Annotated in this window: 11 protein-coding genes; 9 read left to right on the forward strand and 2 right to left on the reverse strand. The window is 60.7% G+C overall.

Annotated features, from left to right (window positions below; translation table 11 throughout):
- Positions 1-22: 22 nt before the first annotated feature.
- Entirely contained in the window at positions 23-2,707 is a 2,685-nt protein-coding gene (tssH, locus tag J5J09_RS18205; protein ID WP_348646489.1) for a type VI secretion system ATPase TssH, read from the reverse strand.
- 308 nt (positions 2,708-3,015) lie between these two features.
- Positions 3,016-3,528, reverse strand: coding sequence for an Hcp family type VI secretion system effector (locus J5J09_RS18210; protein WP_208553658.1), 513 nt, complete (start codon positions 3,526-3,528; stop codon positions 3,016-3,018).
- A 431-nt stretch (positions 3,529-3,959) separates the two neighbouring features.
- Between J5J09_RS18210 and J5J09_RS18215 the strand changes: the two genes are divergently transcribed.
- From J5J09_RS18215 to J5J09_RS18255, 9 genes are all read left to right on the forward strand, one after another.
- Entirely contained in the window at positions 3,960-7,160 is a 3,201-nt protein-coding gene (locus tag J5J09_RS18215; RefSeq protein ID WP_208553659.1) for a DUF2169 domain-containing protein, read from the forward strand.
- Complete coding sequence (locus J5J09_RS18220; protein WP_208553660.1) at positions 7,153-8,265, forward strand: pentapeptide repeat-containing protein; 1,113 nt, start codon at positions 7,153-7,155, stop codon at positions 8,263-8,265. Before J5J09_RS18215 ends, J5J09_RS18220 begins: the two co-directional genes overlap by 8 nt.
- Before the next feature lies 1 nt (position 8,266).
- Positions 8,267-8,671: a PAAR-like domain-containing protein gene (locus J5J09_RS18225; RefSeq protein WP_208553661.1), complete on the forward strand. Its 405-nt coding sequence runs from the start codon at positions 8,267-8,269 to the stop codon at positions 8,669-8,671.
- A gap of 48 nt (positions 8,672-8,719) precedes the next feature.
- On the forward strand, positions 8,720-10,237 hold the full coding sequence (tssI, locus tag J5J09_RS18230; protein ID WP_208553662.1) for a type VI secretion system tip protein TssI/VgrG: 1,518 nt from the start codon (positions 8,720-8,722) through the stop codon (positions 10,235-10,237).
- Positions 10,238-10,279: 42 nt separating this feature from the next.
- Positions 10,280-11,302 carry a hypothetical protein gene (locus J5J09_RS18235; RefSeq protein WP_208553663.1) on the forward strand — a complete coding sequence of 341 codons (1,023 nt, stop codon included), beginning with the start codon at positions 10,280-10,282 and terminating at the stop codon, positions 11,300-11,302.
- A gap of 35 nt (positions 11,303-11,337) precedes the next feature.
- Positions 11,338-11,991 carry a DUF3540 domain-containing protein gene (locus J5J09_RS18240; protein ID WP_208553664.1) on the forward strand — a complete coding sequence of 218 codons (654 nt, stop codon included), beginning with the start codon at positions 11,338-11,340 and terminating at the stop codon, positions 11,989-11,991.
- Positions 11,992-12,001: 10 nt separating this feature from the next.
- The gene (locus J5J09_RS18245) at positions 12,002-13,864 is read left to right on the forward strand and encodes a tetratricopeptide repeat protein (protein ID WP_208553665.1); all 1,863 of its coding nucleotides are present in this window, start codon (positions 12,002-12,004) and stop codon (positions 13,862-13,864) included.
- 1 nt (position 13,865) lies between these two features.
- Positions 13,866-14,228: a hypothetical protein gene (locus tag J5J09_RS18250; protein ID WP_208553666.1), complete on the forward strand. Its 363-nt coding sequence runs from the start codon at positions 13,866-13,868 to the stop codon at positions 14,226-14,228.
- Positions 14,229-14,320: 92 nt separating this feature from the next.
- Positions 14,321-15,109: a hypothetical protein gene (locus tag J5J09_RS18255; protein ID WP_208553667.1), complete on the forward strand. Its 789-nt coding sequence runs from the start codon at positions 14,321-14,323 to the stop codon at positions 15,107-15,109.
- Positions 15,110-15,119: the final 10 nt, after the last annotated feature.

Genomic DNA, 15,119 nt, shown 5'->3' on the forward strand with positions numbered 1-15,119 from the left:
GATGGCGTGCCTGACCTGACCATCATGACAGGCTATAGACGAACTGGCCCTGCTCCCCGACATTGATGGATACTCCGCTGAAGGATTTGCTGTCGTCACCCATGTTGCTGAGCAGTTCCGTCGCCATGTCCGGAAGGATGGTCCGGTTCACGATGTGGTCGATGTTGCGCGCACCGGTTTCCACCTCCGTGCACCGCGCCGCGATGGCGCTGACCACGGCATCGTCATACGAGAATTCCATCTTCTGGCTTTCACGTAGCCGCTTGCCCACTTTGTTGAGCTTCAGACGGACTATCTTTTCGAGCGGAGCGCCCACCAGCGGATAGAACGGGATGATCTGCATGCGAGCGAGGAGCGCCGGCTTGAAATGGGCGCTGAGTGTCGGACGTATCGCGTCGACAAGTTCCTCGACTGTCGGTCGCGCTTCGCGTGTCCCAAGTTGGGTCAGCACGTCGGTCGCGAGATTGGAGGTCAGCACCACGATCGTGTTCTTGAAGTCGATCTGCCGACCTTCGCCGTCCGACAGGACACCTTTGTCGAACACCTGGTAGAAGACGTTCATCACTTCAAGATCGGCCTTCTCCACCTCGTCGAGCAAGACGACGGAGTACGGTCGCTGGCGCACCGCCTCGGTCAGAACGCCGCCCTCACCATAGCCGACATATCCTGGGGGGGAGCCGACGAGCTTGGAGACGGTGTGCTTTTCCTGAAATTCCGACATGTTGATCGATATCAGGAAACGCTCGCCGCCGAACAACTGGTCGGCAATGGCGGTGGCAAGCTCGGTCTTACCGACGCCGGAGGGGCCGACGAACAGGAAGACGCCCATCGGCGCATCGGGGTTTTGCAGACCCGCCTTGGAAACGCGTACGCCATGGTCGATGGCCTCGACCGCCTGGTCCTGGCCGATGACACGACCCTTCAGGTTTTCCGACAGGGTCAGGATCGACTGGGCCTCATCCTTCACCATGTTGCCGAGCGGGATACCAGTCCATTCTGCGATCACCTGGCCGACAACCTCTTCGGTCACCTCGAAGGCGACAAGAGGATTGCCTTTCTGTATCTTCTTGAGCGCGTCGACAGCGTCACGGAATTCTACGCGCAACTTTTCCTGATCGAGGTCGACGATCGAGTCGGCTGCGGCTTCGTCCGCCCTCTCTGTCTCGGCGCTGTCAACTTCGAGCGACAGTCCGAGCTTGCCACGGATCTCCAGGATCTTGTGGACCAGGGCAAGCTCATTGTCGCGTTTCTCCACCAGCGTGGCGATTTCCGCCTTGAGCCGATCAATGTCCCGCTCGATCGCCTCGATGCGCGCCTCGTCTCCGTCCTGGCTGGAATGACGGTCGCGCTTCAGCGCCTCGAAAGCCCGGCTTTGCTCGCCGACCCGTTTCTGTTTGAGTTCGATCGACGGCGGCGTGGAGGACAGGGACAGCTTGACGCGGGCACAGGCCGTATCGAGCACGTCGACAGCCTTGTCCGGCAATTGACGACCGGAGATGTAGCGCGCCGACATCTTGGCTGCGGCCTCGACGGCGCTATCACGAATATAGACGCCATGGGCCTTCTCGTAGGATTTTCTCAGGCCGCGCAGGATGGTGATGGCTTGGTCCGGCGAGGGCTCGTCGAGCTTGACGAGTTGGAAGCGTCGGGCGAGGGCCGGATCTTTCTCGAAATATTTCTTGTACTCGCTCCAGGTCGTGGCGGCGACGGTGCGCAGTTCGCCGCGCGCCAGCGCCGGCTTCAGCAGGTTCGCGGCATCGGCGCCGCCCGCCGCGCCACCGGCGCCGATCAGCATGTGTGCCTCGTCGATGAACAGTACAATCGGCTTCGGCGAGGCCTTTACCTCGTCGATAATCCCCTTCAGGCGGTTCTCGAACTCACCCTTCACGCCAGCACCAGCCTGCAGCATGCCGAGGTCCATGCCAATCAGCTCGACGTCCTTCAGAAAGTCCGGTACGTCACCCTCGGCGATCTTCAGTGCCAGGCCCTCGACGACGGCGGTCTTCCCGACACCCGGCTCGCCGACGCAGATTGGATTGTTCTTGCGGCGCCGGCCGAGAATGTCGATCATCTGCTGGATTTCGCGGTCGCGCGTGAAGACGGCGTCGATCCGTCCGCTTCGCGCCTGCTCGGTGAAATTGGTGCAGAACCGTGCCAGCGCCGAGTCTCCGCCGATGCCCGGGACGGCCGCCGTCTGCGATTGATCCCCGCCGGCCATTGCGCCCGCGGTCGTTTCCTGCGAGCCGGCGGTGGCGGCGTTGAATTCCGATTTGAGCCGCGCATATGTGATTGAGTCTAAACCGGTCAGCCACCGGTCGTCGCCGAAGCGGTTCGGTCGCGCGAAAATGGCTGCGAACAGGGCGCCGGAACGGCATTGGTCGAGCGAGAACTCGATCGATCCAATCAGCCATGCCTCGGTCAGCCATTCAACCAGCAGGGGCGAAAAGACCGGCCGTCCCTGGTTGCCGGTGCGAAAAGTCTCAATGACTGTTTGCAGACGGCGCTTGAAGCCAGCAATATCGATCTCGAAATGACGACATGCCGCCTGGACGTCGTGCTGGCTATCCTCCAGGAATACCAGGAGCACGTGCTCGATCGACACTTCATAATGACCACGGGACACGGCAAGACCGGCGGCCGACTCAAGGGCGCGACGCGAATAGGTGTTAAGGCGGTTGATGAGACGGCGGAGATCGATATCTATCACTGCTTAAATCCGGTTTCGGGGCCGCGGGCGGCCAAAAAAGTATTTTCCAATCCGTGCTGCGGTTTAGGCCTCACAACGCTTTTCTGCGATGCGCGGGCTTTTGACATGCGGCGAGGAAGCCGTCACTTCGTCTGTTATTCCCCCATGAAGCCGCCAATGGCGGCACGCCTGATCGGCGGGCACCCAGTCCCGACATCCTTGGTTCAGGCTATCGGTAAGGCGGTCGTGTGACAAGAATTTTTCAATCCCAGATAAAGCCTGTGGACGGGAGGGTGGCCAGAAGCGCCACCCTCGGATGTGACTGCCGGTCAGACGGCGGGCTTGCGCCAGTCGTCTGTGGCTGACGTGCCGGCGACCTCATGGGTCCAATCGCATTGGCGATAGGCAAAGGACCACTGTTCTTGGTGAACGCGATTGGCATTTGCGTCGTCATTGGTGTCGGGCAGGATGATCTTGCCACCGACGAGGACGGCATCGGTCCACTTTATGGTGTAATAATGCTGCTGCTTGCCGTCGATCGCCGTGCGGAAGAACTGCATTTCGATCTCCAGGTTTTCGCCGGTCGCCAGAGCCTGCCACAGGAGCGGCGAGGCCTTGTCGAGCGGCTTGATGAAGGTCGAAGGCTCGTGACGGCGCGAGCCGATTGCGGTGCCGGAATTCGGGTCGCGCGGAACGATGGCGTTGCTTTCGAAGAAGAAGACCATAGACTGATCAGCATGGCCTTCCTGCCACATGTTGCCGATCGACTTGTCGCTCGATGCTTCCTTAGTGATCTCACCCTGGGTTTTGCCGGTGATCTTGACGTATGCGATGGTTGCCATTGTGCTCTCCAACAGGTGCTTGGGACTGTGAAACTGCTATCAGCCGCAGCCGATAACAATGAGTTTGCAATGGCTGTGCCAGTTCTGGTTGTGACAAATTTTTTCTTTCTAAATCAATATATTAAGTGATTTTTGGTAGGCTTCTGTGTCAATCGGGACTGCGCAGTTTTCTTCTCAGTTCTGATGGCAACCGCGCAGATTTTCACCGTTTCCTGGGGCTGAAAACCATCGAAGAGGATGGAGACGCGACCGGAGTGGAGAAGGAGGCCAATTGAAAATAAAGGAGAATTCCTGTTTTCTGATAAAAGCTGCTGCCGTGGTGCGCGAATTTTTGCGAATTGACCGCGTCGCGAACCGGTGGAATTCTTTCAAGCCATTGACGGCGCTTCTGGCAACCAGAAGTTCATGGGCCTCTGGAGGATGTTTGAAGAATGCCTGCGATCATCAAGCCATCACGCCTTGCGGCGGCAGTGCGCGCCGAGCCGGCGCCACACGGTGGCCTGCTCACAGTCTCGGCCTTTCTGCTGTCCGACTTCGAACGTCCGCGTGATTTCCTTAGCGAGCAGGCGCTCTGGCCAATGACGGTCGAGCAGATGAATGGCGGCATCTTCGACAAGGGCTATCTGAAGCCACGCGGCGAGTGGATCGTGGCGGGTGCGGCGATGGCGCCAGGCGAGGAAGCGGTGCGCGGTATCACGGTCATCGCAAGACTGGGTGGACTGGAAAAGCGCCTCTCCGTGTTTGGCGACCGTTACTGGCGGCAAACCGAGCGGGGAATCGAGCTGATCCCAGCGGTTCCGTTTCACAAAATGCCGATTGTTGAGGGCAACGCCTTTGGCGGGCCGCGGTTCGCTGCCAATCCCCGCGGCAAGGGACACGGCGCGCGGGCGCTCCTCGATGCCGGGCTCGACGCGCCGCTTCCCAATGTCGAGGACGCGGCACGGCCCGTGCGCTCGCCTGACGACGCGCCCAATCCCGCCCATCTAGGACCGCTCGCTCCGGATGCCGCGTCGCGCATGCGCTATGTCGGCACCTATGACGAGGCTTGGTTGAAAACGCTTGCGCCGCTGCGTCCAGCCGACTTCAATCCGCTATTTCACTGCGACGCCCCGGAAGAGCAGCGCATTTCGGGCTATTTTTCCGGCAACGAGACCTTCTCCATCTCGGGAATGACCCGCGGCGGCATCGCCGGCGGTCAGCTGCCGGCAGTAACGGTCCGGGGCTTCGCCCACCGTCCTGTCGACGGCAGTCTGACCGAGTTCCGGCTGGTGTGCGATACGGTTACCCTGTTTCCGAACATCACCAAGATGGCGCTGGCCTTCCGCGGCGTGGTTAAGTGCGTAGACGCGTTCGCCGAGGATATCGGATCGATTATGCTGGCGGTCGAGCATATCGAGGACCAGGCCCGGCCTTCTGCCTATTTCGGAGAGATATTTGGGCTTCGCACGGATCCGGCCCAGGCTCACAAACATGCGCTTTCGGACTTTCAGTTGATGCCGAAACGCGACGAGGCGGTCGTCGGCTTACGCCGCGCCCAGCGGCTGGAGAAGGCGAAAGCCGACCGGGAAAGGTTCATGGACAATCAGGAGTGGATGGCCCGCAAGCTGATGTCCGAACAAGGCATGTCGCCGGATCTCGTTCCCCCATCGGACAGGACCATGTTCACCGAACTGCCGCTGGTCGCGATGCCGACCAGCGAGGATATCGCGAACGGCGATCTGGATCTTGCCGAAGTGCTCGATGACGTCGAGAGGCTGTCGGACGCCTTGATGGAAACGGGCCGCAAGGAAATGGCGCGGGCCGAACTTGTCCGCCGCACCATGGCGGCGAAAGCGCCCGCGGGCAAAACGAGGTCAGCACTCGAAAAGCCCGTCGTAAATGACGAGGAGCTTTCACACTACCCCGAACTCGCCGACGAGCTCGCCGAGCAATACGATGTCGACATCTCCTGGCCAGACGCGGCCGCTTTCGCGAACGCGGACCTGTCGGAATTCCCCGAGGACGCCATCGATAGTCTTAACGCCACGCTCGATGACATGTTTGCTACCCTCGACGAGGCGTCCGGGTTCAACGAGGCGGAGGCCGACGCGCAGTATGAAAAGGCCCTGGCGCGCGCGCTTGGTCTACCCGAGGGCAGTCTGTTCGCGGATGCTCGCGCGACGGCAGCGAACATTTCCTTCGATTTCGAGCCCGATGCCGACCTGTTCGATGACGACGAGCCGGTGGTTCGTCAGATTGGCGAGCGTATGGCAGCGATCGCACAGATGCCGCACAAGCCAGTCCCAGGTTCACCCGCATCCGGCTTTTCATTGCCCGTGGACGATGACTTCCCGGTTGACACCGCACCGATTACCGCGGCCGAAACCGCGATGGTGCCGGTTCTGGAAAGGATCCTTCCCAATCTGAAGTCGATCAAGGCCGGCGGATCCTCGCGGGACATTATGGCGGAGTTGGCGGCCGCGATGCCGGTCGAGGGAGATAAGCCCGCGCTGACCATTGGCGAACATCTCCGCGAGGCTAAACAACAAGTCGAGAACCGGCTGGACGAAGCGGAGACGTCGCTCGACGCCGCGATGCGCGATGCGCGGCAGGAATCCCCGGTGGCGATCTTCCCGATGGAAATCTTTCTGCCCGGCGTCGCAGAGCGTTTCGGAGCGACCTTGCGGCAGCGGGGTGCGGAAGGTCACGATTTTCGCGGAGCCGACCTTGCAGGCGCCGACCTGAACGGCATCGATCTCAGCGGACGCGACTTGAGCGGGACACTGTTCGAGCGCTGTGATTTGAGGAACGCCAATTTCTCTGACTGCGACCTTGATGGAGCCGTGTTTGCAGAGGCCGATCTGACGGGGGCCGATTTCACCTCGGCGCGACTTGGGAAGGCTAACTTCGGCGGCGCCGTTCTGGCCGGCGCCCGCTTCGACCGCTGCGTATTCGAAGACGGAAAGTTCATCCGGGTCAAGTTCGATGGCATGTCGTGGCGCCAGGGGCGGATGGCGCGGGTCGTCTTCATCGAATGCAGCCTCGATGGAGCGGATTTCTCCGGTTCGACGCTCTCCGAGGTGCAATTGCTAAAGGGGACGGCGGCGCGTCTGACCGTCGATGACGGCATTCTCGACCGCGTCACCCTGGTGCAGATTCCGCTCGTGGGAGCGAGTTTCGCCAATGCCAGTTTCGATCGCGTCGGGCTGACGGAGATCGAAGCGTCCAAGGCGGTTTTCAGAGGCGCGCGTTTCAAGAGCACGGGCTTTTTCGGCGCGACATCGCTTTCCGACAGCAACTTCGAGGCAATAACCGCCCGTGACACCTCCTGGAACACCGCCGACCTTGCGCGCGCCTGTCTGTTGCGCGCCGACATGGACAGTTGTCTCTTCAATGCATGTGACCTGTCATCCGCCGACATGCGTCTCGTTACACTGAAGAACTCCCGGCTCGACAAATCCGTGCTTATTGGGGCCGATCTGTTCGCGGCCAACCTCTATGGTGCTTCACTTAGCTATTGCGACATGACACGCGCCTCGCTCAGAGGTGCCAATCTTTACTATGCCGCGCTAGACCGCGCCGAATTGGCGAGTTGCGATCTTACGGGCGCCAATGTTGGCGGGACAAGGATGGGGCGGGTGGCCAATGCCTGACATCGAGACCAAGCCCGCCGACCGGACGGAAATCCTCGAATACCACACCCATGAGCAGCCGGTGATGCTGAAGGAGGCGCGCGGCATCGATCTGGCCTCCGCGCCACTCGCCAAGGCACATTTCGTCCAGTGCGATTTTTCGAGCGCCGATTTTCGCGGCGCCGATCTGTCGGAGGCCAGTTTCGTCAAGTGTCGAATGATTGGATGCATCTTCCAGGGCGCTGCCCTTGGCGGCACCTCCTTCATCGATTGCGAGCTCGACAGAGCGGATTTCGGAGACTGCAGTCTGACTGAAACCCGCTTCGTCGCCGGTAAGACGAGCATGGCAACGCTGCGGGGTGCCTCTCTTGATCGCACGTCCTTTGTCGCAACGGATCTGTCGTCGGCGGACATCAGCGAGGCGACGCTGGAGCGCTGCTCTTTTCTCGAGTGCCCGATCGCTGGCGTTTCCTTCGCAGGAAGTGTGCTCAACACAATTTTCATGACGAAATCGGAATTGCGCAAGGCGGATCTGAGTGGCGCCCACATCGATGTCGGGTTGTTTGCCGAAGCAGACATGTCGGGTATGGACCTCTCCGGACAGTCTTGGCAGCATTGCACTTTCCATCAGGGGAAGTTTCACGGCACACGCATGGACAACGCCCGCCTCGGCGGCAGTGTTTTCAACGAATGCGATTTTTCGGAAGCCTCGCTCAAGGCCGTCCACGCGCCCATGACGTGCTTCACGGTCAGCCGGATGGAGAGGGTGGACCTGACCAGCAGCCATTTGGCGCTGGCGAATTTCCACCGCGCCAATCTGTCCGGCGCAGTTTTGAACGACTGCGTACTTTCCTCGGCAGTCCTCAGCGAGGCCAAATGTAGCAATGCTCAGTTCGAACGCTGCGACCTGACGCAGTCGGAATTGTCACACAGCGACCTGCGCGGCGCCAATCTGTCGAGTGCAAGCTTTGCCAATACGAAGCTTCATGCGGCGAAGACGGAAGGAACGCTTTTCTTCGGCGCATCCGGTTCTACCATCGGAACGGATCAGGAGAGGGCGATCGCTGAGCTTTATTCGACGAAGCGGGTCACGCTTGATGGCGAGACCATGCCAGGGGGGAGTTGAGATGCCGTTCGTCAATTCGCAGGGGCCAATACCGGGCATGGATTTCTCGGTTCCCGACGTCTACCTGCAGCCAACACCCGTCGGCCCGATACCGGTGCCGCTGTTCTCCATGGGCATGCGTCCAACCGACATCCCGATTTGCCTGCGCTTCTACCTGACGTGCATGCCGGGCCATAACCTTATGAACATGGCTCCGGTCTCGATCGCCGGACCTGGGCCGGGCGTGCTATCCGGCATGGTGTGCTCCAAAAGCGCTAACCTGAAGGGCTCCGTGAAGCTCTTCGTGCAGGCGATGCCGGCCACCCGGGCGCTGATGGATCCGACGATCCAGAACGGCATATCGCCAAACTCCTTCGGGACGACGATCGTTCCGTCGCAAATCCGTCTACTCAATCCGAGCGGCTGACCGCCGAACAAACCGTTTCCGACCGGAGGCCTCGCCGAGGTGAACGCCATGCAGAATGCTCAGGAAATCAGGATATCGCTACCCAATCTGGACGAGGACGCCGTGCACGCCGATCAGGTGCGCGGGCGGGAAGCCCTGAGCGAACTCTACGAGTTCGAGGTCGATGTCATATCGCCCAAAGTTCTCGACCTTGAGTCGATGCTCGGCAAGGCGGCCAAGCTGACGATCAAGGTTCTCGACGAAACGTTTGAGGTTAAAGGGATCATCCTATTCGCGGGCAGTCTCGACCCGACCCGAAATCGGGAATTCGTCTATCGTATCGTCATCGGGCCGGCTATGTCGCTGATGCGGCTCAGCGGCCAAAACCAGGTTTACGGTACCGACCGCGACATGACCGTGCTCGACATCATCGACGCCGAGCTCAGCGATGCGGTCAAGTCGGGTTCCGTGACTGGCGGCAATCGCGCGGCGCGTCGCATCCCGCACCGGATGCTTGCGAGTGGCGCATATCCGAAGCTTCCCTTTGTCCTGCAATATCTCGAGAGCGATTTCGCCTTCTTCTCGCGGCTTTGTGAAAAGTTCGGCATCTTTTATGCCTTCGATCACAAAGGCGAGCAGGAAGAGCTGCTGATCTGCGACCGCAACGTCCATTTCAACCGGATGGCCGGCAAGGATCTGACCGAAGAATTGCCGTTCCGAAGTGGCGAGCAACTGATCGGATCAGGTGGTTTCGCGGTACGGTCCTTCAATTCCGCCTGGACGGTGAAACCCGGCCATGTGCAGCTGCGCGACTACAATGACGACACGCCGAGCGTCGACCTGAAAGTCACCGCCAGTACCTCGTTCGAAGGGCAGGGGATCGAGGTCCGCTACGGCGAGCACTACGCGACCCCACAGGATGGCCAGTCGCTTGCGAAGGTCCGTGCGGAGATGCTGGAGGCCGAGCGCCTGCGTTTCATCGGTAAGAGCAATATCCCGCTGATGCGTCCGGGCATGTTCTTCAAACTCGTCGACCATCCAGACAGCGCCTTTGAGCGCCATTACGTAGTAACGGAGGTCGTGCACCGTATCGCCGAGCCGACACCTAGCGGCTTCTCCTCGCCGGATAAAGTGGCCGAGCCTTATTCCAACGAGTTCGTCTGCCTCCCGATGGACGCGCCGTTCCGCCCCTCGCTAAAGACACCGAAACCTATCGTGCACGGGCTGTTGCATGCGGTCATAGACGGTTCGGAGGGGGCCGATCGCGCCGAACTCGACGACCAGGGGCGCTATCATGTGCGCATCCTAGACGAGGAAAGCGGCTTGTCCGGTGGCAAGGCAAGTCACACGGTTCGCAAGGCGGAACCTTATGGCGGTGGCGATGGCTATGGCTCCCATTCAACTCTTCTCGTCGGCACCGAGGTTTTGCTCGCGTTCATCAACGGCGATCCTGACCGTCCGGTGATCGCGGGCGCGATGTCCAACGGGGAAAAAAGCAATCCGGTGTCGGAGCGAAATGCCGCCGTCGCGCATCGCACGCGCACCGCCTCGGGTATCGTGTTCGAATTCAATGATGGCGGGCTTTAAGCTCGGCGGGCACCGGGATCGACAGGACGAAAGGAACAACGCATGCCTATCACACAGAGTCAGGGAAGCGGGGGGAAACCCGTCACCGGGCAAAAATCCTCCATTCAGGATGGATCGGCTCATCTTTTCGTGCCCTACAATGCCGGGCGCTCGCGGACTTCCTCCGCCGACGATTCGAGGGCGCCGGGCGCGATCCTTCGATTGGGCGGTTACTCCAGTGTCGAGGCTGCCGCGACGGATCTCAGCGCTTTTTATCCTGAACACCACATGGACTCTGAGGGGGCGAATGCGCTCGCCAATGCCAGTGGTCCATCCTCCGGCGGCTATCGCGGGGGAATTCTGCTGTCGTGCGACGGCCGAATGTTGCTTCGCGCCGGCGAGAAGTTCTTTCTCCAATCGAAAGCGGGCATGAATATAGACACGCAATCGACGCTCGACATCACGGCGGATAAGGCGATCAAAGTGGAGTCGCAGTCCACCATAACCATACGCTCTAAAAATGCATCGCAGATCCTCATCGAGGCTCTTGGCGGTACGGCGACCGACGGTGTCAAAGAGGCGTTGGTGACAATCAAGGCGAACAAGGCGACCAAGAATATTGACGGAAAAGATTACGAATATATAGTAGATGATAAATACACATACACGGACGCCAATACCTATTCAATCAAATACGGCAATGACACCAAGTTCACTAACGGTATATCTGACAGTATATATTTCGGTGGGACGACGAGCGTGTTTCTAGGTGGTGCGTTCTCATATACTCTTTCCGTCGCGCTGAGTATCAAGACAGTCGATGTCGTTATATATCTGGCAAAGTCAGATATCGGCCTCTACAAAATGGACATTGTTCAGTGGAAGACCGAGCTCAAGAGCGGGTCTTTAACCTGTGATGCAATTGGGGTGAAAATGGAGAACGTCAGATCCGCGCTCAACGCCATTGAGGCAAAGACCGGCGCGATAACTGCTATCTCTAACGGTATCGACTCCGTCAAGGGTGGGATCAAGTCCGGCCTCGAGGGATTGGCAAGTTATACGAACGGCCTGACCAGCTACATTTGAAGCGTGTTCGACCCGCGTAAGGAAGGAATGCCGGCATGTCAAAAAACGAACGACTGTTGATCGTCGAGAGGGCGATCGAGGAACGGATTGGCGAAGCCGCGGTGTCAGCGGTCGAAAATGGGATGCTGCGGGCCACCGTTCGGGCCTTTGTGACGACCAGCGAGGCAATCCTCGAAACCGACGCGGGTGATAGTCTGGTCGCCCGTCAGGCGGCGAGCTGCCTGCTTGCACCGGCGATGGGCGATCGCGTGCTCGTTCATGTTGGGGATCGCGACGCCTTTATCCTCGCCGTGCTTGAACGGCAATCCGAGCGCGTGGCGGAACTCGGCGTACCGGGTGCAACGGATGCGGTGCTGCAGGTCGCCGGCCGTCTCGGGGTGAAGGCCGCGACAATTAGTCTTGCAGCGCCGCGCGTCGAGCTTATGGCGCGCGCATTGCTACAGGCCGGAGAGAGCCTGACCAGCAATTTCCGCCGCATCACGGAGACGGTTGTCGACAAGATCGTCGGCGCCCGGACCGTCACCACCACCGCGCAATCGCGGACGACCGCGGTACGGGAGGTCGACGTGCTCGAGGCCGGTTCATTGGTGCAGACGATCTCGAGCGTCGTCACCCAGAACAGCGAGATCGCCCTCATCACCGCCAAGCGCGACGTCCGGCTGGACGGCGAGCGCGTCAGCGTTGGCTGAGGCGACGGCGATGATATCGATCGAGGAGAGACTGGCCGCCGCCGCCGCCCATCAAAGCGAGGGCCGGTTTGACAGCGCGCTGATGCTCTATCAGCTCGTGCTTGACGTCAATCCGCGACACCGTCATGCCCTGAAGGCGATCGCCGGGATATTCGCGGACCAGGGTCGCAGCGCCGAGGCCTTGGAGGCAATTTCAGCTGCCGTGGCGCTGGCGCCGGACGATGTAGATGCGCTTGCGCTTCTCGCTCGATGTGCGGAACGGAGCGGCGAGCCCGAGCGCGCCGTGGCTGCGATCGACCAGATCGTCCTCCTCGATCCGAACGGTGTGTCGACCGCCCGACTTCGCTCTGAGCGGGCCGCTGCTCTCGGTGACCCGGCCGCGTCCGAACGCATTCTGGTCGAGGCGCTGCGGCAGGAACCCCAGAATACCGAACTCATCTCGGCGCTTTCGCGTCTCTATTTTGCTGGAGGCATGGTCGAGGACGCTCTGTCGCTTGCCGAACGCGCCACGGCCCTGGCACCGGAAGACGCATCGTGCCATGCGCTTCTGGCAAGCCAGTTGCTGGCGCTCGGTGATCATCGCGGCGCGCTACACCGTTACGAGCGCGCGCTGCTCCTAGCGCCGGCGGATATTGCCGTGTTGATCGATCTCGTCGAATGCCACGCAAATTGCGGAGAGCTTTCGGAGGCGAGGCGCCTTGCCGCGCGGGCGATCGCGATCCGCCCCGACCTGCTGGTGGCGTGGCGGGCCCATGTCCGGGTCGAGATCCTCCGGGGCGAAGGTGAGGCGGCGCTGAAGCGTTTTAGCGAAGTGGCGCGCGCGCATCCGAACCGGATCGACGCATTGATCTGTCTGGCAGATTGCTATCGCCTGTCGGGCGCGCATACTGTCTGCCTCAAGCTGCTCGCTCCGCTTGCCGATCGTGTTTCGCCCGTGCAGGCGCTTCTTGTCGACGGTCTGCGTCGGGAATCGTCGCTGGCTCTGGGCGATTTCAAGGCCGCCGCCGCGACGCTTGCCAACCTCGATGCCTTTGTCGAATCGCTCGCCAGTGATGTCGCCAATTTGCCGATCACCGTCTCCATCCCGCCCACGACCAGTTCCATCGACATTGTACCACTCCTGCGGCTTGCGCATCTGGCAAAAGTCGGACGCCCGGTGGAATGGACCGGTTCGGCGCTGTTTTCGGATATCGCCGCGCTCGTGCCCGGAATGTCCTTTCGGCCGGTGGCTGCGGGTACGCCGGCCCCGCCCGGCATCTCGCTGCCGGCGCTGATCGGCTTGGCGGATATCTCCCCCGAGATGTTGGGCGCGACCGTCCCGTACTTGGAGCCGCCGGTGCAGCAGCGCGCCATCTGGCGCGCGGCGCTGGCCGAATTTCCGCGACCGCTTGTCGCCTTGGCGTGGAATGCCGAGCGGCCCGGACTGTTGCTCGACGATCTCCGTCCCATCCTGGGGGAATTTTCAGGCACGTTCATCTCGGTCGTCTGGGACGAGGGCCGGCATCAGTTGAGCGCTTTCCCGCATGTCATCGACGCAGGCGCGCATATGGCGGGGATGGCCGATGTGGCGGCCGCGATTGCCGAGTGTGATTTCGTCCTCGCCCCGGATTGCGTGCCGCTCCATCTCGCCGGTGCGATGGGTGTGCGTGGCCTAGCGTTGACGCAACCGAACGCGGTCTGGTACTGGTTTGCAAAGGATGATCGCTCCGTCTGGTACCCTTCGATCGAGGTGGCGCAGACGCGATGCGTCGGTCCCTGGGCTGTCAGCCGCGACGAAGTGATCGCCGACATTCGCCGCTGTCTGGATGATCTTGCAAGCCCGAGCGTCGGAATTCCGGTCGACACCGAGACGGTCGATGAGGAGGTTGCCTGATATGGGGGGCTGGAGACCGCTTGCAAGTGAACCGGATGCGCTGAAGGCTGCTTTGCTCGATTACCTTCGCGATCGCGCCGGCCTCGTCTATCGCGAGGCCACGCCGAGCGGGGGAAGCCTCGGACAGGTAACGACGATCATTGCCGACGGACGAAAACTGGCGATAGAATTATCGATGCTACCAGACCGCAAACGCGACTTCAGCGGACGCCAGGCGCTGGTGTTTACAATCTCGGGGCAGGCGGCGGACACCCGGCTCGGATACAGGGTAGACGGTGAGGCGGTGGTCGACACAGAAACCAGCTGTTTCCTGTCACTCGACGTCAAGGTGTCGAGCTTCGAGAGGGGCGATTTAAGGCGGTAAGGATCGCTTGCCGGACGGTTGACGGCAGTCACGGAAGTGTCAATAGCAGGTGGTACACCTCGGCGGCACGATTTTAGGTAAGGATATTGCGAATGCGCATCGGCTTGCGCGTCTACGTTTACAGTATGCTTGTGATCGTCGCGGCGCTGGCGCTCCTCGGGCTGATGAGCATTGTGAAATACGAAACCATCCTGACTGAAACCATGTCAAAGCGCCTTGCCGTGGTGATCGAGGATGCGCGTGCCTCCGTCGAGAAGGCCGGCTCGCTTGGCGTGAGCCTGAGGGCTCTGGCACAGCAGCCCAGCGGGCCGCTTTCCGTGGCATCGCAACTGATCGACGACGATGCGCGGGTCGTCGTTGTCGATGCTCGTGGCGAGCTAGTGTCGATGCCGGGGCAAGTCGGTGGGCTGCCCGTTGCGTCAGCGCCCCTGCTGACGCATATCGCTGCCCGGGACAAGAGCTGGAGCTTCCGCGATGGCGGCTATCTGATTGTCGGCAGCACCATCGTGAATTCTTTCGGCGAGTCCGAGGGTGCGATCGTGGCACTGCAGCCGGATGCGGTCATCACCGAACGCGACAACGCAATGTTGCGGCGTATTATCTCCTATTCCTTCATTACACTGATGCCGATCGCTCTGCTGGCCGCCATGGTGGTTTTCGTCAGCCTGAGGCCGCTCGGTCGGTCGATCCAGGCAATGCGCTCGGTTGTCGAGGAGCGCGACGAAACGCGGGTGGCCAATGCCAGCGGGCCGCTGGCTCCGACGCTTCATTGGTTCGGGCGTATCTTCGGCGACCTTGAGCAGCAGCGTAAGGAAGCCACCCAGACACTCGATGCAATTGAGATGCTTGCCAACGCCGAAAGCCGCAAGAATGGTCAATGACACTGATAGC

It is taken from the genome of Ciceribacter sp. L1K22 (genome assembly GCF_017599385.1).
In the GTDB taxonomy this organism is placed as follows: domain Bacteria; phylum Pseudomonadota; class Alphaproteobacteria; order Rhizobiales; family Rhizobiaceae; genus Allorhizobium.